Below are 21,532 nucleotides of genomic sequence, written 5' to 3' on the forward strand. Positions count from 1 at the left end.
AATCATGAAAATAGTAATAGATGGAATGGGTGGAGATAATGCACCAAAATCTAATGTAGAAGGCGCAGTAAATGCTATAAAAGAATATCAAGTAGATTTAATAATCACAGGAGATAAAGATTTATTAGAAAAGGAATTTTCAAATTATGAATTTGATAAAAATAAACTAGAAATAGTTCATACTACTGAGATTATAGAAAATGAAGATAAACCAGTTAAGGCTATAAGAAGCAAAAAAGATTCATCTATGGTAGTAGCATTAAACCTCGTAAAAGAAGGTAAGGCAGATGCTATAATATCAGCTGGAAACACAGGAGCTTTACTTGCTGGTGGATTATTTGTAGTCGGTAGAATAAAAGGAATTGATAGACCTTGCTTATGCTCAGCAATACCAAATGTAAAGCGAGGAATGACACTTATAGCAGACTGTGGTGCGAATGCAGATTGTAAATCTAAGAATCTAGTTGAATTTGCAGCTATGAGTAATATTTACTCAAGAAAAGTGTTGGGACTTGAAAATCCTAAAGTGGCACTAGCAAATGTTGGACTAGAAGAAGGTAAAGGCAATGATTTAGTTAAAAAATCATATGAGGAAATTAAAAAATTAGATTTAAATTTTATAGGGAATGTAGAAGCTAGAGAGGTTATAAATGCATATACAGATATAATTATTTGTGATGGATTTACAGGTAATATATTACTTAAATCTGCTGAAGGGGTAGCCCTTTCAGTTATGAGTCTTATAAAGGAAACTTTTATGGCTAGTACAAAAAGCAAAATAGGAGCATTACTTATAAAAGATGATTTAAAAAAATTAAAGAGTTTTATAGATTATTCTGAGTATGGTGGAGCTCCACTTCTAGGATTAAATGGAGGAGTTATAAAGGCTCATGGTAGCTCTGATGCTAAAGCTATAAAAAATGCTATAAATCAAGGTATAAAATTTACAAAAGGAAAAGTTGTTGAGGATATCAATCAATTTATAAGTAAATATAATGAAGAAAATAAAAATAACGAAGATGAATAAACTCGTTTTGGAGGTTTAATATATAATGAATACAAAGGCTGGAATATTAGGTGTGGGAAGTTATCTACCTGAGAAATCATATGATAATTTTCACTTCGAAAAAATAATGGATACATCAGATGAGTGGATAAGCACTAGAACTGGTATTAAGGAAAGAAGATTTGTAGAAGATAATGAAGCAACTTCTGACCTAGCATCTAAGGCTGCTTTAAAAGCTATAGAGTGTGCAAAGTTAAATGTAGAGGACATAGAGTTGATTATTTTGGCAACAATTACTCCTGATATGTCTTTGCCTTCAACTGCATGTATAGTACAAGAAGCAATAGGAGCAGTGAATGCTACTGCGTTTGATATATCAGCAGCTTGTTCTGGATTTGTATATGGAGTAACTATTGCAAAGCAATTTGTGGAAACTGGTTGTTATAAAAATGTACTTGTAATAGGAGCAGAAACTTGCTCAAAGTTTCTAAACTACAATGATAGGTCAACAGCAGTATTATTTGGAGATGGTGCTGGAGCAGCTGTTATTGGACCTGTAAGTGAAGGCGGAATCCTATCTACACATATGGGTTCTGATGGTAGGGGAAAAGATTGTTTAAAGATACCTGCTGGAGGTTCAAGACTTAGAGCAAGTAAAGATACTGTAGAAGCTAATCTACATACAATAGAGATGGCAGGTAGCGATGTATTTAAGTTTGCAGTTAGAAAGATGGCAGAAACATCTTTAACAGCTCTTGAAAAAGCAAATTTAAATACAACTGATATAGACTATCTAATACCACATCAAGCTAATATAAGAATAATACAAGCTTCTTCTAAGAGATTAGGGCTTGATATGAATAAGGTTTATGTAAATATAAATAAGTATGGAAATATGTCTGCTGCATCTATACCTGTTGCGCTAGATGAAGCATATAAAGAAGGAAAAATCAAAAAAGGTGATAATGTAGTTTTAGTTGGCTTTGGTGGAGGTTTAACTTGGGGAGCTTCAGTTGTTAAGTGGACTTTATAGTACAAAACATCTAAAATTCTTTAATTAACAAAATTAGCTTTATCTAAAAATTAAAGTTAATTTACAATAAAAAGTTTACTTTTGATTTTAAGTGAAGGAGAATGATATGAATAAAATTTGCAAACTGTTAAATATAAAATACCCAGTTATCCAAGGGGGAATGGCATGGGTAGCTACTGCATCATTAGCAAGTGCTGTATCTAATGCAGGTGGACTTGGAATAATAGCAGCAGGAAATGCACCAAAAGAAGCTATAAAGGAAGAAATTGTTAAATGTAAAGAATTAACAGATAAACCTTTTGGTGTAAATGTAATGCTTATGTCACCATTTGTAGATGATATAATAGATTTAATTATAGAAGAGAAGGTTCAAGTTATTACTACTGGTGCTGGAAATCCTGCAAAGTATATGGACAGATTAAAAGAAGCTGGAACAAAAGTTATACCTGTAGTACCAACAATAGCTTTAGCGCAAAGAATGGAAAAGTTAGGAGCTACAGCAGTAATAGCTGAAGGGACAGAAGGTGGAGGACACATAGGAGAACTTACTACTATGGTTTTAGTTCCACAAGTTGCTGATGCTGTTAATATACCTGTAATAGCAGCAGGAGGTATTGTAGATGGTAGAGGTATTGTTGCTTCATTTGCACTGGGTGCGAATGCAGTTCAAGTAGGAACTAGATTTATTTGTAGTGAAGAGTGTTCTGTACATTTAAACTACAAAGAATTAGTGTTAAAAGCAAAAGATAGAGATGCAATTGTTACAGGAAGAAGCACAGGTCATCCAGTAAGAACATTAAAAAATAAATTATCAAAAGAATTCTTAAAGATGGAACAAAATGGAGCTACTCCTGAAGAATTAGACCAAAAAGGTACAGGTGCTTTAAGATTTGCAACAGTAGATGGAGATATAGAAAAAGGTTCATTTATGGCAGGTCAAAGTGCTGCTATGGTAAAAAAAATAACACCTTGTAAAGAAATTATAGAAACTATGGTAAATCAAGCAAAAGAGATTATGCCAGGCATAGAACTATAAATCAGGAGGAGCATGATGGGAAAAGTTGCACTAGTATTTCCTGGTCAAGGAGCCCAGTATGTAGGGATGGCTAAGGATTTATATGAAAATAACGAGGTTGCCAAAAATGTGATAGACGAGGCTTGTAGTGCCTTAAATATAGATTTAAAAAAGCTTATGTTTGAGGGTAGTGAAGAAGAACTTTCTAAAACTGAAAATACTCAACCAGCTATGGTTACACATAGTGTAGCTGTACTAAAAGCGATACAATCAAAAATAGATTTAAAATATGATGCATGTTTAGGTTTATCTTTAGGAGAATATAGTGCATTAGTTGCAGCAGATGCAATTGATTTTAAAGATACTGTATGCCTAGTTAAAAAAAGAGGTAAATTTATGCAGGAAACAGTCCCAACAGGGGTTGGAGCTATGGCAGCGATTTTAGGTTTAGATAGAGAAATATTAGGAAGTGTTGTAAAAGACATACAAGGAGGGATTGTAGAAGTAGCAAATTACAATTCTCCTGGTCAGGTAGTTATATCTGGTGAAAATGAAAAGATAGAAGAAGCAATGGTAAAATGTAAAGAGGCAGGAGCAAAAAGAGCTGTTAAATTAAATGTAAGTGGGCCTTTCCACTCATCAATGTTAAGAGAAGCTGGAGTAAAACTAGCTAGTGAATTAGACAAAGTTAATATGACTAAGCCTAAAGTTGATGTAGTAGCAAATGTAAATGCAGATTACTATGAAAATGAAGGTAAAGACTTGCTTATAAAACAAGTAAGTTCTTCTGTACTTTGGGAAGATTCTATAGAAAGATTATTAAATGATGGGTATGATACTTTTATAGAAATGGGACCAGGAAAAACTTTAAAAGCATTTATTAAGAAGATAGCCTCTAATAAAAAAGCAAGTGTGAATATTTACAATATAGATGGTATAGATTCTTTAAATGAATTTGTACAAGATTATGGAAATGGAGAGATATAATGATAAATCTTACAGGACAAGTAGCAATTGTTACTGGTGGCTCTAGAGGTATAGGGAGAGAAATAGCAAAGAAACTAGCATCTCTTGGAGCTGATATAGTAATCAATTATACTTCTAAAGAGGATGAAGCCCTAAAAACTAAAAGTGAAATAGAAGGTATGGGTGTAAAATGTACTTCTATAAAATGTGATGTATCTAAATCTGATGAAGTAAATCAAATGATGGACTCTATTATAAAAGAGTTTGGAAAAATTGATATATTAGTTAATAATGCAGGTATAACTAAAGATGCATTACTTATGAGAATGAAAGAAGAAGATTTTGATAGAGTTATAGATATAAATTTAAAAGGTGTATTTAATTGTACAAAAGCAGTTATTAAACCTATGATGAAAAAGAAATATGGTAGAATAATAAATATGACTTCAGTAGTTGGAATCATGGGAAATGCAGGTCAAACTAATTACTGTGCATCAAAAGCTGGCGTGATTGGATTTACAAAATCTTCTGCAAGAGAATTAGCATCAAGAAATATAAATATAAATGCAGTGGCACCAGGATTTATAGAAACAGATATGACTAAAGTACTAAGTGATGAGGTAAAAGAATCAACACTATCAAATATACCAAAAAAATCTTATGGTAAACCAGAAGATGTAGCCAATGCTGTAGCATTTTTAGTTAGTGATATGTCAAGTTATATAACAGGACAAGTGTTAAATGTAGATGGTGGAATGGTAATGCAATAATAAAAAATAATACTTTAAAAAGTAGAGAAATCTATTTAAAATAAAAATTAAAATAAAAAATCTTAGGAGGAACACAATGTTTAATAAAGTTGTAGAAATAATAATAGAACAATTAGGAGTAGAAGATAAAGAAATAACTATGGAAACATCATTAATGAAAGATTTAGAAGCAGATTCATTAGATGCAGTAGAAATAATAATGGCACTTGAAGATGAATTTGGTATAGAAATACCAGATACAGAAGCAGAAAACTTCAAATCTATAGGGGACATAGTTAACTATATAGAAGCTAACAAATAGTCGAGCTTTAAAAAAGTGGAGGTATCAGATGAATAAAAGAGTAGTAATAACGGGACTTGGATGTGTTACACCATTGGGAACAGGAAAAGAAGAGTTCTGGAACAATATAAAATCTGGAGTATCTGGTATAGATAAAATAACTAATTTTGATGCTAGCACATATCAAACTCAAATAGCAGGAGAAGTTAAGAATTTTCATCCAGAGGAATATATAAGCAAAAAAGAATTAAAGAGATTAGATAAATTTGCTCAATTTGCAATAGTTTCTGCAAAATTAGCAGTTGAAGATGCAAATCTTGATTTAGATAAAGTTGATAGAGAACGTGTTGGAGTTATAATAGGCTCTGGTATAGGTGGGGTTGAAGCAATAGAAACTCAACATAAAATTCTTTTAGAAAAAGGAAACAAAAGAGTAAGTTCACTATTTGTACCTATGATGATAGGAAACATGGCAGCAGGTCAAGTTTCAATATTTTTAGGAGCAAAAGGACCTAATACTAATGTATGTACAGCTTGTGCATCAGGAACTCATTCAATAGGTGATGCCTTTAAGGTTATACAAAGAGGAGATGCAGATATTATGGTAGCAGGAGGCTCTGAAGCTGCTGTAACAGGACTTGCATTTGCTGGATTCTGTAATATGAAGGCTATGTCAACTAGAAATGATGACCCTAAAACTGCATCACGCCCATTTGACAAGGACAGAGATGGATTTGTAATGGGAGAAGGAGCAGGTATTGTTATATTAGAAGACTTAGAACATGCTTTAGCAAGGGGTGCAAAAATATATGCAGAAGTAGTAGGATATGGTTTAACTGCTGATGCATATCATATGACAACTCCAGCTGAAAATGGAGAAGGAGCAGCTAGGTCTATGAATATGGCTTTAAAAGATGGAAATGTTCCACTAGAAGAAGTAGATTATATAAATGCTCATGGAACTTCAACTTATTATAATGACCTATATGAAACTATGGCTATAAAAACTGTATTTGGAGAAAATGCATATAATTTATGTGTATCATCGACAAAATCTATGACTGGTCATTTATTAGGAGCATCAGGTGCAATAGAAGCAGTTGTTTGTGCAATGAGTATAGAAGATAATTTTGTACCTCCAACTATAAATATACAAGAAGTTGGCGAAGATTTAGATTTAGATTATGTTCCAAATAAAGGTAAAGAAAAAGATATTAGATATGCACTATCAAATTCTTTAGGTTTTGGTGGGCATAATGCTACAATTGTACTAAAAAAATATGTATAAATAAATGACAAATATTAAAAATAACATTAAAAAACAAGCACTTGTTTTTGACCTTATAAATTTATATTAACTAAATTAAAAGTCCCCTAAATTAGAATAAATGTCTAATTTAGGGGACTTTTTTATTAAAATTTAATTCTAGCACATGTTGTAAATCATTTTGATATATTGTATCATAAATTATTGAGAGGTTATATATATGCAAGTTTTCATTCTACAATATACAGAAGGAGGGCTAAAATTTTGAATTTTAGACTACCAAAGAAAAGTTTACCCAAAAAGATAATTTTTATAGCTATAATACTTATTAGTATTATTTTGTTTATAGGGTATGATCAAAATGGACTTAAAGAAAGAGAAATTATAAATAAGGGAAAATATATGTCTGAAAGTCTTGTGTCGGATAAGAAGTATGATGAAGCAAAAAAAATGGTCAAAACTTCTTTTGAATCTATCCCAGAAAAAAAATACAATAAAGTATATAATGAAGTTTGGGATATGTTAAAGACTATTTCATATGTCCCAGATGGAACGAAGATAATTATTGATTCGTTAGAAAAGATGAGAACATCAGATGTAAAATTATCTGATGAGTGTAGATTTAGTATAGAGAAAAGACTAGCATCAGTGTACATAATGGATAATAATTATTCTAGCGCAGTAGATTTAACTGTAAAGTCTATAAAATTAGCTGAGAAATTAGGGGATAATTATGAAAAAGCAAGACTAGATGTTGATTTGGCGAGCATACTTTTAAAGGTAGGTGGATATGAAACAGGAGAAAAATTAATAAAGGATTCTTTTAAGATAGATGTTGATGAAGATGAAAAAAATGGAATGGTTAGATTATATGCTCTTATAAATTTAGCAGAAATATATGTAGAGTTGGGAGAATATGATAAAGCCATTGAAACATGTAGCAATGTAAAAGACTATAAAAAGTTTGTAAACATAGATGATTACAATGATTTTGAAATAATGGCTTCTATAATGCAGGCAAATGCACATGTAGGAAAAAATGAGATATCAAAGGCAATGACTCTTTTAGAAAGAGCTGATTATCTTATAAAATATGATAAATCAATTCATATATTAGATAAAGGTATGTATTACTATATGGCAATGGGAAATTTGGAATATAAAAGTAAAAACTATGATTCTGCAATAGATAACTATAAAAAAAGCCTAGAGATATCTACTAAAAGAAAGTTAACTCAAGAGAAAATAAAAACCTTAAATGAAATATTGAATATATATGAGAAACAAGGGAATGTAAACTCTGTAAATAAGTACCAGAAGATATTAATAAATGAATATAAAGAGAGCAAAAGTATAAGAGATTCGGAAATTAGTTTTTATATAATTGATAAGGTATCACGTGAAAGTGAGTTTTTTGAAAAAAGTAAAAAAGAAATTAAGTCTTATAAAATATTATTTAGTGTAATTTTAATTATTACATTAGGTTCTACTTTTTTATATAATAGATTGAAGTACTTTAAAGCACAAAATTTACATGATGGACTTACAAATGTTTATAATAGGAAAAGTTTTGATATTATGTATAATAAGTACAGAGAAAAAGATGATAACTTTGCACTTGTAATGATAGATATAGATAATTTTAAACTTATAAATGATAATTATGGACATAAATTTGGAGACGTTGTCATAAAGGGCATAGTAAATACTATTTGTGTTATGCTTGAGCAAGAAGATAAAGTATTTAGATATGGTGGAGAAGAGTTTTCTGTATTGATAAGAGATAAATCTGGTGAAGAAGTGTTTGATATAATTGACAATATAAGAAATGCAATTGAAAATAAAAAATGGGGTGAAGATGTGACTGTGACTATAAGTGCAGGTATAGCCCATGTCTCTGATAGCAAAAACATATTAGAAGAAGCTGATAAAAATCTATATAAAGCAAAACAGCTTGGAAGAAATAAAGTAGTGTACAAATAATTGTATATTATATAGATATGAGGTATAAATATGAAGCAGTCAATAGCTATAGTAACAGATAAGATAACTAAACTATCATCTTTCTTGGAAGAAAATATACGATTAGTTTTAGAAAATTATCTTGATATAAATCATTATTATTTAGAAAATTTAAAAGATGATGATAAAATACAAGGTGATTTTGTTTTAGTAATGAATGATGACAGATTAAATAGCATGAGAAAGCATTTAGTACAAGATAGTAAAATTATAGTTGTGAGAAGAACTCTTAAAGAAAAAGAAATATATGGATTGTTTTCAATACCATATGGAACAGAAGTATTAGTTGTAAATGACACAAAAGAAACTACATTAGAAACAATAAGTCTGTTTTATAAGATAGGAGTAAAAAATTTAAAGCTTACTCCATATATTGAAGGACAAACCTATGAAAATATAGATATAGCCATAACACCTGGAGTAACCCAAAAAGTACCAAATTATATAAATAAGGTAATTGATTTAGGAAATAGATACATTGATATATCTACTTTTATAGAGATAATAAATGGGCTTAAAATTGATGTGAAGGAAATAAGAAAAAATCTGATGGTATATTCTGAACGTCTAATAAGCTTAGATAATGGTGTCAAAGACAATTATAGACAATTATTTCTAAAAATAGAAGAACAAGATGTTATATTAAATTTGTCAAAGGATGGAATAATATTTACTTCAATAGATGGTGTTGTAAATACATTTAATAAAGAAGTATTAAAAATTTTAGGTATAAACAGAAATATACGAGGAAAAAACATAAAAGATATTATCTCTAAAGATTTGGATATTTTACTTGAAGATAAAGAAATTGCTGATGAAGTTGTATTTACAAATAAGAAATATATAAATGTAAATAAAAAAAATATATTTTCTATGGGTAATAAAGCTGGTATATACTACAATTTACAAGAAATAACCTATATAAAAAAATTAGAACAAAATCTTACCAATAAATTAAGAGAGCAAGGTCAAATAGCAAAGTACACATTCAAAGATATAAAAACTAAGAATAAGAGGATGACAAAGTGTATAGAGTTAGCTAAAAAAATATCTAAATCAGACCTTTCTGTTTTAATAATAGGAGAGAGTGGAACTGGTAAAGAATTATTATCCCAATCAATTCACAATAACTCTAATAGAAGTAATCAGCCTTTTATAGCAGTTAATTGCGCTGCAGTTCCAGATAGCTTATTAGAAAGTCAGTTATTTGGCTATGAAAAAGGCTCTTTTACAGGAGCATTAAGAGAAGGGAAAAAAGGTCTATTTGAACTTGCAAACAATGGAACTATATTTTTAGATGAGATTGGAGATATGCCTCCATTATTACAGACAAAATTACTTAGAGTACTTCAAGAAAAACAAGTTATGCCTATAGGTTCCCACAATGTTATAAATATAGATGTTAGAATTATAGCTGCGACAAATAAAAATTTACCTAAAATGATTAGAGAAGGTAAATTTAGAGAAGATTTGTATTATAGATTGAATGTACTACCAATAGACATACCATCATTGAGGGAGAGAAAAGAAGATATAATAACTCTCATGAATTTCTTTTTGGAAAAGGATATAAAAATTTCTCCTGAAGTTGAGGTTATTTTAGAAAAATACAATTGGCCAGGAAATATAAGAGAGTTGCAAAATGTTGCTTCTTATGTAAGTTTAATGTGTGAAAGTATGGTTTTTAAAGATGACCTTCCACCTTATATAAAGACAGAATATATTAGTAGCTTTGATGATGGGGTTAGTTATACCAAAAAAGAATTTGAGTATATACTTAGAATACTATATGAAAGAAAAGATTTAACTTCTGGAGTTGGAAGAGGTTTTATAATAGAAAAACTTACAGAGGAGGGTATTGAAATATCTGAAAATAAAGTAAGAAAAGTATTGTCTTATTTGAGTGAGTGTGGATACATATCATCTAAATCTGGAAGATGTGGAAGTCAAATAACACAAGAAGGTATAAAGTTTTACAATAATATGAATTAGGTATATTAAAGTAAAAGATTCTAAATAGAAATATCTTAGAACTTGGAAAGATATATATAAAAGTTAAACCATCTTATGCTCAAATTAACATTTAATACTATATATTAAAAGCATATAAAAATAAATTAAATATAAATAGGTTTAGACAATAGGTTTAGATAGGTAATAGGTTATAAGTAAATAACCCATTACCTATTTTTATTTGCAAAAAAATTTGTATTTATATCTAAAAATAAAAAAATATTTGATGGAAGCATTGTGAATACTTGATAAATAATAAATAAACGTAAAGTATAAATTTTGGCATATATATTGCTAACTATATAGATAAGACAACAAAATAATTGGGAGGTTTAATTATGAAATACAAAACAACAGGGACTTGTGCTACAGAAATTGAATTTGAGGTAAAAGATGACAAAGTTACAAATGTAAATTTTGTTGGTGGATGTGATGGAAATTTAAAAGGATTAAAAGTATTGGTTGAAGGTATGAATATAGAAAATGTAATTCAAAAACTAAAAGGAATAGAGTGTAAAACAAAACCAACATCTTGTCCAGACCAACTTTCTCTAGCATTAGAGAATTATATAAATAAAAAATAAGTACATAAAACAATCAACTAGTTAGGAGTTTAATTATGAAACCAATAATAGGTATTTTAGGAAATCTGATAATAATGGAAAATGGAATGTTTCCTGGGCTTGAAAGATCCTATGTAAATAATGATTATATAAACGCAGTATTAAAGGGAGGAGGTAGCCCAGTTATTATTCCAGTAAATACAGATAGAGAAGTTATAAAGAGACAGATTGAGATGGTTGATGGAGTTTTAATATCTGGAGGATGGGATGTTAATCCTCAATTATATGGTGAAGAAACAAGAGAAGAAACAACGTTTATATATCCCGAAGTAGATGAATTTGATTTAATTGCTATAAGTATAGCTTTAGAACTTAAAAAGCCAATACTAGGTATATGCAGAGGGCTACAAATATTAAATGTAAGCCTAGGTGGAACTTTATATCAAGATAATAGTCTTGTTAAAGGAAGTTACATAAAACATACACAATCTTCTAAAAGACATGTAGCTACTCATAAGGTAGATGTTCAAGACGGGAGTATTTTAGAAGGTATTTTAGGAAAACAATTACTTACAAATAGTTATCATCATCAAAGTATTAAACAACTTGGTGAAGGATTAAAAGCCATAGCATACTCAAAAGATGGTATAATAGAAGCTATTGAAAAAGAGGATGAAAATTTTGTAGTAGGAATACAGTGGCATCCAGAAATGATGGTAGATTATTGTAATAAAATGGAAAAGTTATTTAAATATTTCGTAAATATTTGTTCAACTTTATAATATACCTTGGGGGGATTAAACATGAACGAAAAAAATAAAATGGGATTAATAAGTATTATACTTTTAGGTATTAATGCGGTTGTAGGAGCAGGAGTTTTCCTATTACCAGGAAACGCAATGAAGGCATTTGGTGTTGCGAGTATATTTGTATATATGTTTGATATGCTATTAGTTTTATCTATGGCGTTTTGTTTTGCTGAAGTGGCAGGTAAATTTAATAAAAATGGTGCTGCATATGTGTACACCAAAGAAGCATTTGGAGATTTTTTTGGATTTGAAGTAGGTCTTATGAAATGGGTAATAGGATGTATTTCTTGGGGAGCGTTAATAGTAGGTTTTCCTACATCTTTATCAGCAGTATGGGCTCCTGCAGGTGACCCACATATACAAAAAATTATAATAGTAGCTATGATAGTTGGACTTACAATTATAAATTTATTAGGAGTATCTTTATCAAAAATTGTACAAAATGTTATAACAGTAGGTAAGCTAATTCCATTAGTATTATTTATAGTAATAGGTGTATTTTTTATAAAAGGAGCTAATTTTACTAATTCAACGATGGTACCACCAGGAGCAGGAGTTACAGAATTTGGAGCAGCAGCACTTTTAATGTTTTATTCATTTACAGGGTTTGAATCTATAGCAGTAGCAGCAGAAGATATGGAGAATCCTCAAAAAAATATACCTATAGCAATTATAAGTGTAATAGTAATTGCATCAATAATATATATATTAAATCAAGTTGTGTGTGTTGGTATTTTAGGAGATAAATTATCCAGTACAGCTACTCCTGTTGCAGATGCGGCGAGAATATGTTTTGGAAATATGGGTGCAGGATTAGTTACTTTTGGGACATTAGTTTCTGTTGGTGGAATTTGTATGTGTGGTGCTTTTGTAAATCCAAGAAGCTGTGTAGCTTTAGCTGATGACAAAATGTTACCAAGAATGTTTGCAAGGAAAGATAAAAATGGTACACCATATGTAGCAATAATAGCAACTATGATAATTACTATACCAATAGCTTTGTCTGGAAGTTTTGCTGAATTAGCAGCAATAAGTGCAGTTGCTAGATTTATACAATATATACCTACTTCTCTATCAGTGTTAGTATTTAGAAAGAAAAGACCAGAATTAGTAGGGACTTTTAGAACTCCATTTGGAGCAGTAATTCCTTTAATTGCAGTGTGTGTTGGTACATGGTTATTATTCCAGGCGTCTATGCACCAATTAGTTATGGGATTAGGAGCATTAGCAGTTGGAGTACCACTATACTTTATAATGAAGTCTTATAACAGAAAAGTTTATGGAGAAGATTTAAAGAAAGTTGTTTAAATTATATTGTAAATACTATTTAACTAGCAGAGGAATATTATCAAAAAATTGAATATAAATAAATATATATAAGGTTATATTAAAATATTATTAAATTTTTATTTTAGTATAACCTTATATTGTTATTAATACATGAAAAATATTGTAATAGATGTAAAATAATAGTATTATGTTTATTAGATAAAAAACTTGTTAGGAGGTAAATTTATGTCAGAAATAACTTTAAAGAATGGTATAGAAGTATCTATTAGAGAAGGCGTAAAAGAAGATGCCCAAGCTATTATAGATTTTTATAATGAAGTAGGTGGGGAAACTCATTTTCTTTCATTTGGGAAAGATGAATATAAAATATCTTTAGAAGACCAAGAAAATTCTATAGAGTCAGCAAAAGCATCTGATAACTCAATAAAATTAATTGCATTTATAGATAGAGAGATAGCTGGTATTGCTACAATTGATTCCAATCAAAAAGCAAAAGGAAAGCATGTTGGAGTTTTAGGAATTGTTGTTAAAGAAAAATACTGGGGAGCTGGATTAGGTAAAAGACTTATGTTAGACCTTATAGAATGGTGTAAATCAAATGGAATAACTAAGAAAATAACTCTTGTTACTAATGAAGAAAATCATAATGCTATAGAATTATACAAAAGAGTCGGATTTGAAGTAGAAAGTATATTAAAGAAAGAATGTTATTACAATGGTGTTTATACTGATTTGATAGGGATGTCACTTTTATTAGGAATATAATTAGTGTACATTTTATCTCGAAAAAATCATATTAAGTATGGTATAATTAAAAAAAGAATATAACTTAATATAATTTTGGAGGACGAATTATGAAAAATCTGTGTAAAATATCAGATGAATATTTAAATAGTAAACTTAAATATTTAAAGTTATTATCAAAACAATATCCAAGCATATCGAAAGCAAGTACAGAAATAATAAATTTAGAGGCTATATTAAATCTTCCAAAGGGAACTGAACATTTTATAACAGATGTACATGGCGAATATGAGCCATTTGTACATGTTTTAAAAAATGGTTCTGGTGTAATAAAGAGAAAAATAGAAGAATTATTTTCAAATACAATAAGAGATAGTGAAAAAAAGATGCTAGCAACTCTTGTATACTATCCTGAACAAAAACTAGACTTAATAATTAAACAAGAGGAAAATATAGATGATTTTTATAGAATAAATATCTATAGACTTATAGAACTTTGTAAGTATGCTTCTAGCAAATACACTAGGTCAAAAGTTAGAAAACTTTTACCAGAAAATTTTAAATACATAATAGAAGAACTTTTACATGAACATATTAAAAGTGAACATAAAGAAGAATACTATAAAAGTATAGTTGAGACAATAGTTGATATAGGTATAGCTAAAGAGTTTATAATTGCAATTTCTACGGTTATACAAAAGTTAGTTGTTGACAGACTACATGTAATAGGTGATATTTATGATAGAGGTCCAAGACCAGATATAATTGTAGATAAGCTTATTGAACATCATTGTGTAGATATTCAATGGGGAAATCATGACATACTATGGATGGGTGCAGCATCAGGTGAAAAAACTTGTATAGCAAATGCACTTAGAATTTCGGCTAGATATGCAAACCTAGATATCGTAGAAGATATATATGGGATAAATCTATTACCTTTAGCTACTTTTGCAATAGAAATGTATAAAGATGACCCATGTAAAGAATTTATTCCTAAGATTAATGACCAAAGTGTGACAACAACAGAAAAGTCTTTAATGGCAAAAATGCATAAGGCAATAAGTATAATTCAATTTAAACTTGAAGGTGAAGTGATAAAGAGAAGACCTGAGTTTGAAATGGAGCATAGGCTTTTGCTTAACATGATAAATTATGAAGAGGGAACTATTACTTTAAAAGGAAAAACATATAAACTAAAAGATACTTATTTGCCTACAATAGACAAAAAAGACCCATATAAATTGAGTATTGAAGAAAAAAATGTTATTGAAAAATTAGTGTCTTCATTTAGAGGTAGCGAAAAATTACAAAAGCATGTTTCATTTTTATTTTCTAAAGGAAGTATATATTTAAAGGCAAACTCAAATTTATTAATTCATGGATGTGTCCCATTGAATGAAGATGGAAGCTTTATGTCTATGAATATAATGGGAAAAGAGTATAAAGGTAAAATCCTTATGGATAAGATGGAATCTCTAGCAAGAGAAGGTTTTTTCTTTAAGGATAAAGCAGAAGAAAAACTATATGGTATGGATATTATGTGGTATTTGTGGACTGGAAAATGTTCATCATTATTTGGAAAAGACGATATGACTACATTTGAAAGATATTTTATAGCAGAAAAAGAGACTCATAAAGAAAATAAGAATCCATATTTTAAGCTTAGAGAAAGTGATGTTGCTTGTGAAAGAATATTTGAAGAATTTGATTTAGAACTTGATGAATCACATATAATAAATGGGCATGTTCCTGTAGAAAGTAAAAATGGAGAGAGCCCAATAAAAGCCAATGGAAAAATTCTTGTTATAGATGGTGGTTTTTCTAGAGCCTATCAAAAAACTACTGGTATAGCTGGATACACTTTGATATATAATTCTAGAACTTTACAACTAGTATCACATGAACCATTTAATTCTGCTGAAGAGGCTATTGCAAATGAAAGCGATATCTTATCGACAACTGTTGTAGTAGAGCATAAGGCAAAGAGAAAAATGGTGAGAGATACTGATGAGGGTGTAAAAATACAAGAAGAAATAGAAGACTTAAAATTGCTTTTAATGGCCTATAAAAAAGGGCTAATAAAAGAAATGTAGATAATAAAAAACTAAGATAACTCTATGCTTGAGAGTGGTCTTAGTTTTTATTTTTATAATAATTTACTTATTAAGTGAATCCTAAACAATAGGGTTCATTTTTTTATAGATAAATATTATTAAAAAAATTATATAGGTTTTGGTAATATTCCTTGTCCTTTATAAATAGAATTATATAAACAAAGGAGGAGGACAAGAAATGAATAAACTTTCAGATGAAATAATAAACTCTCTTTCTACAAACATAAGAGAGAAGGTAGAAAAAATCTCAGACAATAATCTAAACATAGAAGAAATTAGATTACGTTCACAAAAACCATTGATACTAAATGCAAACTCTAAAGATTATTTTTATAATCAAAAAACTATGGAACTTGATTTAAATCAGCACAATTCATATATAGTGACAAGGGAAGATATAGAGCAAACTTTTCAAATAATATGTAAATACTCAATACATTCATTTATGGATGATATAAAAAAAGGGTTTATAACTTTGAGAGGAGGCCATAGAGTAGGGTTAGTTGGAAAAGTAATAGTAGAAGATGGACAAGTCAAAAATATAAAACACATATCATCTTTAAATATAAGAGTATCAAGAGAAGTCATAGGATGTTCAAATAAGATTTTAAGTCATATCATAAAAGGTAAAAATCAAATTAATAATACTTTGATAATATCGCCACCTCAATGTGGAAAGACAACTTTAATTAGAGATATAGTAAGAAATTTAAGTAATGGTAATGAAGAATATAGATTTAAAGGATTGAAGGTAGCACTAGTAGATGAACGTAATGAGATAGCAGGAGCTTACTTAGGTGCTCCACAGATGGATGTTGGAATAAGGACTGATATAATAGAAACTTGCCCAAAAGAGTTGGGTATTACGATGCTTTTAAGGTCAATGTCGCCAAATGTTATTGTGACAGATGAAATTGGAAGTGAGAAAGAAATAAAGGCATTATATACAGCATTAAATGGAGGTATTGGATTAATAACTACTGTACATGGAGATTCAATGGAAGATATACAAAATAGAAAAGAGTTAAACAGACTCTTAGACAAAGAATTGTTTAAAAAAGTTATAATTCTTTCTGCTAAGAAAGGTGCAGGGACAATTGAAAAAATTTATGATTTAGAAGAAAAGAGATGGTACTTTGCAAATTAAGATAATTATTATAGCACTCCTAATAGGAAGTAGTTATTTGATAGGTGAACATATATACAAAACCTATACACGAAGACACAAACAACTAAATGATTTAATAAGAGTTTTAGAAATATTAAGGATGGATTTATCTTTTGGGCTTTATACATTAGAAGAAATTTTTAGAAGGATAGGATGCAATAAAGACTTTTGTTTTTGGAATTTTTTCTATCAAATTTCAGAAGAACTTCACAATGAACAAAGCAAAACTTTAGAAGAAATAATATCAGAGAATACTGAAATTTTAGTTAAAGAAACTTATCTTGGAAGTAAAGAAATTGAGGAATTAAAAAATCTAATTCTTACATTGGGAAAAAGTGATATAGAGTCCCAACAAAGAATGATAGATTTATCTATAGAAAATCTGAAAAAACAAACCTATGAAACAAAAGAAGACATAAGTAAAAAAGGGTTGCTATATAAAAAATTAGTAACCTTTATAGGCATAGGTATATGTATTATATTGATTTAATATGGGGAGGTTTATTATGGAGATATCATTGATATTAAAGGTTGCAGGTGTAGGTATTCTAATATCAGTATTAAATATGATATTGGAAAAAACAGACAGAAAAGATTGGGCAGGGCTTACTACTTTGGCAGGTGTAATAATCGTGTTGGGGATGGTAATAACAGAAATAAGTGATTTATTCAATACTGTAAGAACAATGTTTCAACTTTACTAAAGAGGAGGGAGTAATTTGGAAATAATGCAATTAATAGGAATTGCAATCATTTCAACTACACTCTGTTTAGTAATAAAAAAAGATAGACCAGAAATAGCAAATTTCATAGCAATAATAACTGGAGTAACAATATTATTATCAGTTATGTTTAAGCTAAATTTTATAATAGATAGTATACAAGATTTAGCTAATAAAGCTAATATTCCAACTATGTATATATCTTTAATAATAAAATTAATAGGAATAGCATATTTAATGGAATTTGCAATACAACTTTGTAAAGATTGTGGGGAAGGAAACATTGCTTCAAAACTAGAGTTTGGAGGAAAAATAATAGTTATGTCAATGTCTTTCCCTATACTTTTATCCATTGTAGAAATGGTGGTGAATATAATTCCATAGTTATTTATATTAAGGTAGATAGCTATAGATATATTAGTTGTTATTTAAAGGATATTTTGTTGTATTGAGGTTTATAGAGTGAAGAGAGGCATGGTTGCTTATGAAAAAAAGATTTTTACCAATGATTATGGGATTTGTATTGACTTTCTTTTTTGTAAATATCTTTGCCATTATAATATTTGCTAATGAGGTTCCAAGTAGCGAAGATAAAGAATATGGTGAAGCTAAGAGTAGCATAGATAAATATATTGATGGTCAGTTAGACAAGTTAGATATAAATGAAATTCAAGATTATATAAATAAAGAAATAGTTATTAATGATGTTAATTTAAAATCGTTTGTAAAAGACCTAATTAGTGGAGAAAAAAATATTTTAGATTTATTTAATAAAGATGGACTGAAGATATTGATGTTTGATGAGTTTAAAGCAAGTTTAAAGGTAGTGGCAGTAATTTTAGTATTAGCTTTACTGTCATCTATTTTAAAAAGTTTAGAGAATTCTTTTTCATCAGGTGCAGTTAGTCAAATAGCAACGTATATAATATTTATTACAATGGTATCGCTCACTTTAATTGGATTTAAAGATGTACTACAAATTTGTTATGATGCAATAGACCATACTGTAGGTCTTATGCAAGTTATAATGCCAATACTAATAACATTTTTACTTTTAATTGGATTTCCAATAACATCTACTACTTTAAATCCTATTTTTATAGGAGGAGTGACATTTATAAATGTATTTTTCAAGAAATTTTTATTTGTATCAGTAACTGTTGCATTTGGAATTCTAATAATAAACAATTTATCAAAAAACATAAGGCTAAAAAGATTTTTTTCTTTTGTCAAACAAATAAATTATGTTTCTATTGGGGCTATGTTTACCGTATATTTAGGACTTGTATCTATACAAGGCTTATATGTAACTAGTTTTGATAAATTCAGTGTAAAAACTGCGAAGTTTGCTATAGGTAACTTTATACCAGTTGTTGGTGGATTTGTATCAGATTCTGTGGATATTTTACTATCTTCATCTCAACTTATAAAAAATATATTTGGTGGAATAGGGCTTATCTTACTCATTGGGATTTGTTTGCTTCCAGTGATAAAAATTTTATCTGTCATAGTGGTATATAAATTGGCAGCAATAATTGTAGAGCCTGTTGGAGAAGATGGGATATCAAATTTTTTAAATGAAGTTGCAAATCTAATGATAATAATGTTAGCATCAGTAATTGCTATAACAATAATGTTCTTTGTGACTGTAGCTATTTTGACCTCGATAAGTGTTGTAAGTCAAGGATAATGTATAGATTAATAAAGAGTAATTACTTTTAATCTAAATATTTTAGAGAGGAGGATGCTATGTTAGAGGGCATAAAGGCATGGATAGTTAGTATTTTAATAGGAGCATTTATAGTAAATATAGTTGATATGATTTTACCTAGTTCCAAGATAAAGCCGTATGTTAACTTGGTGTTAAATTTTATATTCGTATTTATTGTAATAACTCCAGTGGTAGGATTTTTTTCAAAAGACATGAGCTTAGAAGATAGAATTTTAAAATCTATGGGAAATTACAATAAGGAATATGTAGATAGTACAAATGCTTTAGCAGAAGAGACTGGAAATACTAGCTTATCTAAGGGCTATGAAGATGGTTTGAAAGAAGTGCTTAAGCTAAAGCTTGATGAATATGGTTATGATTTAGAAGATATAGAGCTTAATGGTGCAAATATAAATAATATAAAAATAAAAGAAAAAAATAATATGTCAAAGAGCAATAGTGATGAAGAAAATGAAAATAATAGTACTAAAGGAGATGAAGATAGCATAAACTCTAATGACAAAGAAAATTCTAAACAAGTTTTTAAAAAAGGTACAGAGTATGGACTGAATCTAAATGAAGACAAACTAAAAAATGACCTAATAAAAGTGCTTGATGTTTCTATAGAAACTATACAAATTGATAAATAGGAGTTGGAAGAATGTTTAAAAACTTAAACGACAAAGATAAGAGAAAGGTATATTCACTAATAACTATAGCTGGAATATGTGTGGTATCATTAGTACTATTATCTTGTTTTCCAAGCAGCAAAACTGATGAAAAAGTTGGAAAAACAGATGCTGACAAAAAGACTGAAAAACAAGTTGCTAAGGAACATGAAAAAGACGATTTAGAATCAAAATTAACAACAATACTATCTAAAATTGATGGAGCAGGAGATGTTGATGTAATGATTACATTTGAGTCAAGTGAAGAAATACAACCTGCTTTTAACTCAAACCAAACAACAGAAACAACAGAGGAGAAAGATGCACAAGGTGGAGAAAGAACAGTTACAACTTCAAGTGAAAATAAAACAATGATAACTTCAAATTCAAGTGACCCTGTAGTTATAAAAACTACAGAGCCAAAGATAAAAGGAGTGATAGTAGTAGCAAGTGGAGCTAGTAATCCAAATGTCAAAGAAACACTTTATAGTGCAGTTCAAACATCATTACAAGTAGCAGGTCATCAAGTAGAAATATATTCTAAATAAATACATATAACCGGGGGGATAAATGAATGAAGTTTAATTATAAGGGAAGAGGATTTGTAATAATAACTTTAACTGCAATGTTAGTAATAGTAGGAACAGTAAATTATCAACTTAGTAAGAAATCTTTACTAGAAACATCAAAAGAATTTAAAGCATATGAAGAAGCTCAATTACAGAAGAATACTACTGATGATAGTGATAGTAGCAATAAAGAAGACTCAGATGCTACAGATAAACAAAATAGCAAAGAGAGTGCTGACATTGATATAGTTGATAGTAAGGCTAGTAAGGTTAAGGAAAAAGTAACTGAAACAAGTAAAGAAATAAAAGCTCAATTATCATCTGAAAAGAATATGAAAAAAGCATCTTATATTTTAGATATGAAAATGAATAGAGAAAAACAAAGAAATGAATTAGTTCAGGATTTAAATGAAATGATAAATAATCCATCTACAACAGAGGAATCTAGAAAAGAAGCTTCTAATATGAAATTAAATATAGTTAAAACTCAAGAAAAGGAGCTTCAAATAGAAAATCTTTTGAGTACAAAGGGATATGAAGAAGCATTAGTTTATATAAGTGATAGCAAAGTCAATGTTGTTGTAAATGAAGCTAAATTAGATAAGAAAGATGCAGCAAAAATATTTGATTTGGTTGCAGAACAGGCTAATGTAAAGTATGAAAATATTAAACTTACAAATAATAATACTAAGTAAAATATAAACCTCAGAATTAACTGAGGTTATTTTCTTGCAAAGTAGAGTTGTATTTGGTATTATTATACTTATAAAAATAGTTCCTTAAAATCAGGAGGTAAGTT

Annotated in this window: 22 protein-coding genes; all 22 read left to right on the forward strand. The window is 29.0% G+C overall.

Features of this window, described 5'->3' with window-relative positions:
* Positions 1-4: 4 nt before the first annotated feature.
* Positions 5-1,027: a phosphate acyltransferase PlsX gene (gene plsX, locus IC219_RS11610; RefSeq protein WP_227482194.1), complete on the forward strand. Its 1,023-nt coding sequence runs from the start codon at positions 5-7 to the stop codon at positions 1,025-1,027.
* Positions 1,028-1,052: 25 nt separating this feature from the next.
* Positions 1,053-2,039: a beta-ketoacyl-ACP synthase III gene (locus IC219_RS11615; RefSeq protein ID WP_227434102.1), complete on the forward strand. Its 987-nt coding sequence runs from the start codon at positions 1,053-1,055 to the stop codon at positions 2,037-2,039.
* A gap of 106 nt (positions 2,040-2,145) precedes the next feature.
* A complete protein-coding gene (gene fabK / locus IC219_RS11620) occupies positions 2,146-3,075 on the forward strand; it encodes an enoyl-[acyl-carrier-protein] reductase FabK (RefSeq protein ID WP_227434103.1) in 930 nt (309 codons plus the stop codon).
* A 15-nt stretch (positions 3,076-3,090) separates the two neighbouring features.
* Entirely contained in the window at positions 3,091-4,041 is a 951-nt protein-coding gene (fabD, locus tag IC219_RS11625) for an ACP S-malonyltransferase (protein ID WP_227831241.1), read from the forward strand.
* The gene (fabG, locus tag IC219_RS11630; protein ID WP_227434105.1) at positions 4,041-4,790 is read left to right on the forward strand and encodes a 3-oxoacyl-[acyl-carrier-protein] reductase; all 750 of its coding nucleotides are present in this window, start codon (positions 4,041-4,043) and stop codon (positions 4,788-4,790) included. The genes fabD and fabG overlap by 1 nt, the downstream gene beginning before the upstream one ends.
* Positions 4,791-4,866: 76 nt before the next feature.
* Positions 4,867-5,091 carry an acyl carrier protein gene (acpP, locus tag IC219_RS11635; protein WP_227434106.1) on the forward strand — a complete coding sequence of 75 codons (225 nt, stop codon included), beginning with the start codon at positions 4,867-4,869 and terminating at the stop codon, positions 5,089-5,091.
* A 28-nt stretch (positions 5,092-5,119) separates the two neighbouring features.
* On the forward strand, positions 5,120-6,358 hold the full coding sequence (fabF, locus tag IC219_RS11640; RefSeq protein WP_227434107.1) for a beta-ketoacyl-ACP synthase II: 1,239 nt from the start codon (positions 5,120-5,122) through the stop codon (positions 6,356-6,358).
* 243 nt (positions 6,359-6,601) lie between these two features.
* Positions 6,602-8,320 carry a tetratricopeptide repeat-containing diguanylate cyclase gene (locus IC219_RS11645; RefSeq protein ID WP_227831240.1) on the forward strand — a complete coding sequence of 573 codons (1,719 nt, stop codon included), beginning with the start codon at positions 6,602-6,604 and terminating at the stop codon, positions 8,318-8,320.
* Between the two features lie 30 nt (positions 8,321-8,350).
* Entirely contained in the window at positions 8,351-10,351 is a 2,001-nt protein-coding gene (locus IC219_RS11650; protein WP_227831239.1) for a sigma 54-interacting transcriptional regulator, read from the forward strand.
* A 359-nt stretch (positions 10,352-10,710) separates the two neighbouring features.
* On the forward strand, positions 10,711-10,956 hold the full coding sequence (locus IC219_RS11655) for a TIGR03905 family TSCPD domain-containing protein (protein ID WP_227434110.1): 246 nt from the start codon (positions 10,711-10,713) through the stop codon (positions 10,954-10,956).
* Between the two features lie 35 nt (positions 10,957-10,991).
* A complete protein-coding gene (locus IC219_RS11660) occupies positions 10,992-11,717 on the forward strand; it encodes a gamma-glutamyl-gamma-aminobutyrate hydrolase family protein (RefSeq protein ID WP_227434111.1) in 726 nt (241 codons plus the stop codon).
* Between the two features lie 21 nt (positions 11,718-11,738).
* The gene (locus tag IC219_RS11665) at positions 11,739-13,052 is read left to right on the forward strand and encodes an APC family permease (RefSeq protein WP_227434112.1); all 1,314 of its coding nucleotides are present in this window, start codon (positions 11,739-11,741) and stop codon (positions 13,050-13,052) included.
* A 207-nt stretch (positions 13,053-13,259) separates the two neighbouring features.
* On the forward strand, positions 13,260-13,799 hold the full coding sequence (locus tag IC219_RS11670; RefSeq protein WP_227434113.1) for a GNAT family N-acetyltransferase: 540 nt from the start codon (positions 13,260-13,262) through the stop codon (positions 13,797-13,799).
* A gap of 89 nt (positions 13,800-13,888) precedes the next feature.
* Positions 13,889-15,874 carry a fructose-1,6-bisphosphatase gene (locus tag IC219_RS11675; RefSeq protein ID WP_227482198.1) on the forward strand — a complete coding sequence of 662 codons (1,986 nt, stop codon included), beginning with the start codon at positions 13,889-13,891 and terminating at the stop codon, positions 15,872-15,874.
* A gap of 199 nt (positions 15,875-16,073) precedes the next feature.
* Positions 16,074-17,042 carry a stage III sporulation protein AA gene (spoIIIAA, locus tag IC219_RS11680; RefSeq protein ID WP_227482199.1) on the forward strand — a complete coding sequence of 323 codons (969 nt, stop codon included), beginning with the start codon at positions 16,074-16,076 and terminating at the stop codon, positions 17,040-17,042.
* Positions 17,032-17,553 carry a stage III sporulation protein AB gene (locus IC219_RS11685; RefSeq protein WP_227434116.1) on the forward strand — a complete coding sequence of 174 codons (522 nt, stop codon included), beginning with the start codon at positions 17,032-17,034 and terminating at the stop codon, positions 17,551-17,553. Before spoIIIAA ends, IC219_RS11685 begins: the two co-directional genes overlap by 11 nt.
* A 16-nt stretch (positions 17,554-17,569) precedes the next feature.
* On the forward strand, positions 17,570-17,767 hold the full coding sequence (gene spoIIIAC / locus IC219_RS11690; RefSeq protein WP_009888937.1) for a stage III sporulation protein AC: 198 nt from the start codon (positions 17,570-17,572) through the stop codon (positions 17,765-17,767).
* Positions 17,768-17,791: 24 nt separating this feature from the next.
* The gene (gene spoIIIAD, locus IC219_RS11695) at positions 17,792-18,169 is read left to right on the forward strand and encodes a stage III sporulation protein AD (protein ID WP_227434329.1); all 378 of its coding nucleotides are present in this window, start codon (positions 17,792-17,794) and stop codon (positions 18,167-18,169) included.
* A 100-nt stretch (positions 18,170-18,269) separates the two neighbouring features.
* Entirely contained in the window at positions 18,270-19,475 is a 1,206-nt protein-coding gene (spoIIIAE, locus tag IC219_RS11700) for a stage III sporulation protein AE (protein WP_227434117.1), read from the forward strand.
* 59 nt (positions 19,476-19,534) lie between these two features.
* On the forward strand, positions 19,535-20,146 hold the full coding sequence (locus tag IC219_RS11705) for a stage III sporulation protein AF (RefSeq protein ID WP_227434118.1): 612 nt from the start codon (positions 19,535-19,537) through the stop codon (positions 20,144-20,146).
* Positions 20,147-20,157: 11 nt separating this feature from the next.
* The gene (locus IC219_RS11710) at positions 20,158-20,712 is read left to right on the forward strand and encodes a stage III sporulation protein AG (RefSeq protein WP_227434119.1); all 555 of its coding nucleotides are present in this window, start codon (positions 20,158-20,160) and stop codon (positions 20,710-20,712) included.
* A gap of 26 nt (positions 20,713-20,738) precedes the next feature.
* Positions 20,739-21,428 (forward strand): SpoIIIAH-like family protein, encoded by a 690-nt coding sequence (locus tag IC219_RS11715; protein ID WP_227434120.1) that lies wholly within the window; start codon positions 20,739-20,741, stop codon positions 21,426-21,428.
* The last annotated feature ends 104 nt before the right edge of the window (positions 21,429-21,532 follow it).

Origin of the sequence: Clostridioides sp. ES-W-0018-02 (genome assembly GCF_020658175.1) — a bacterium.
GTDB lineage: Bacteria > Bacillota > Clostridia > Peptostreptococcales > Peptostreptococcaceae > Clostridioides.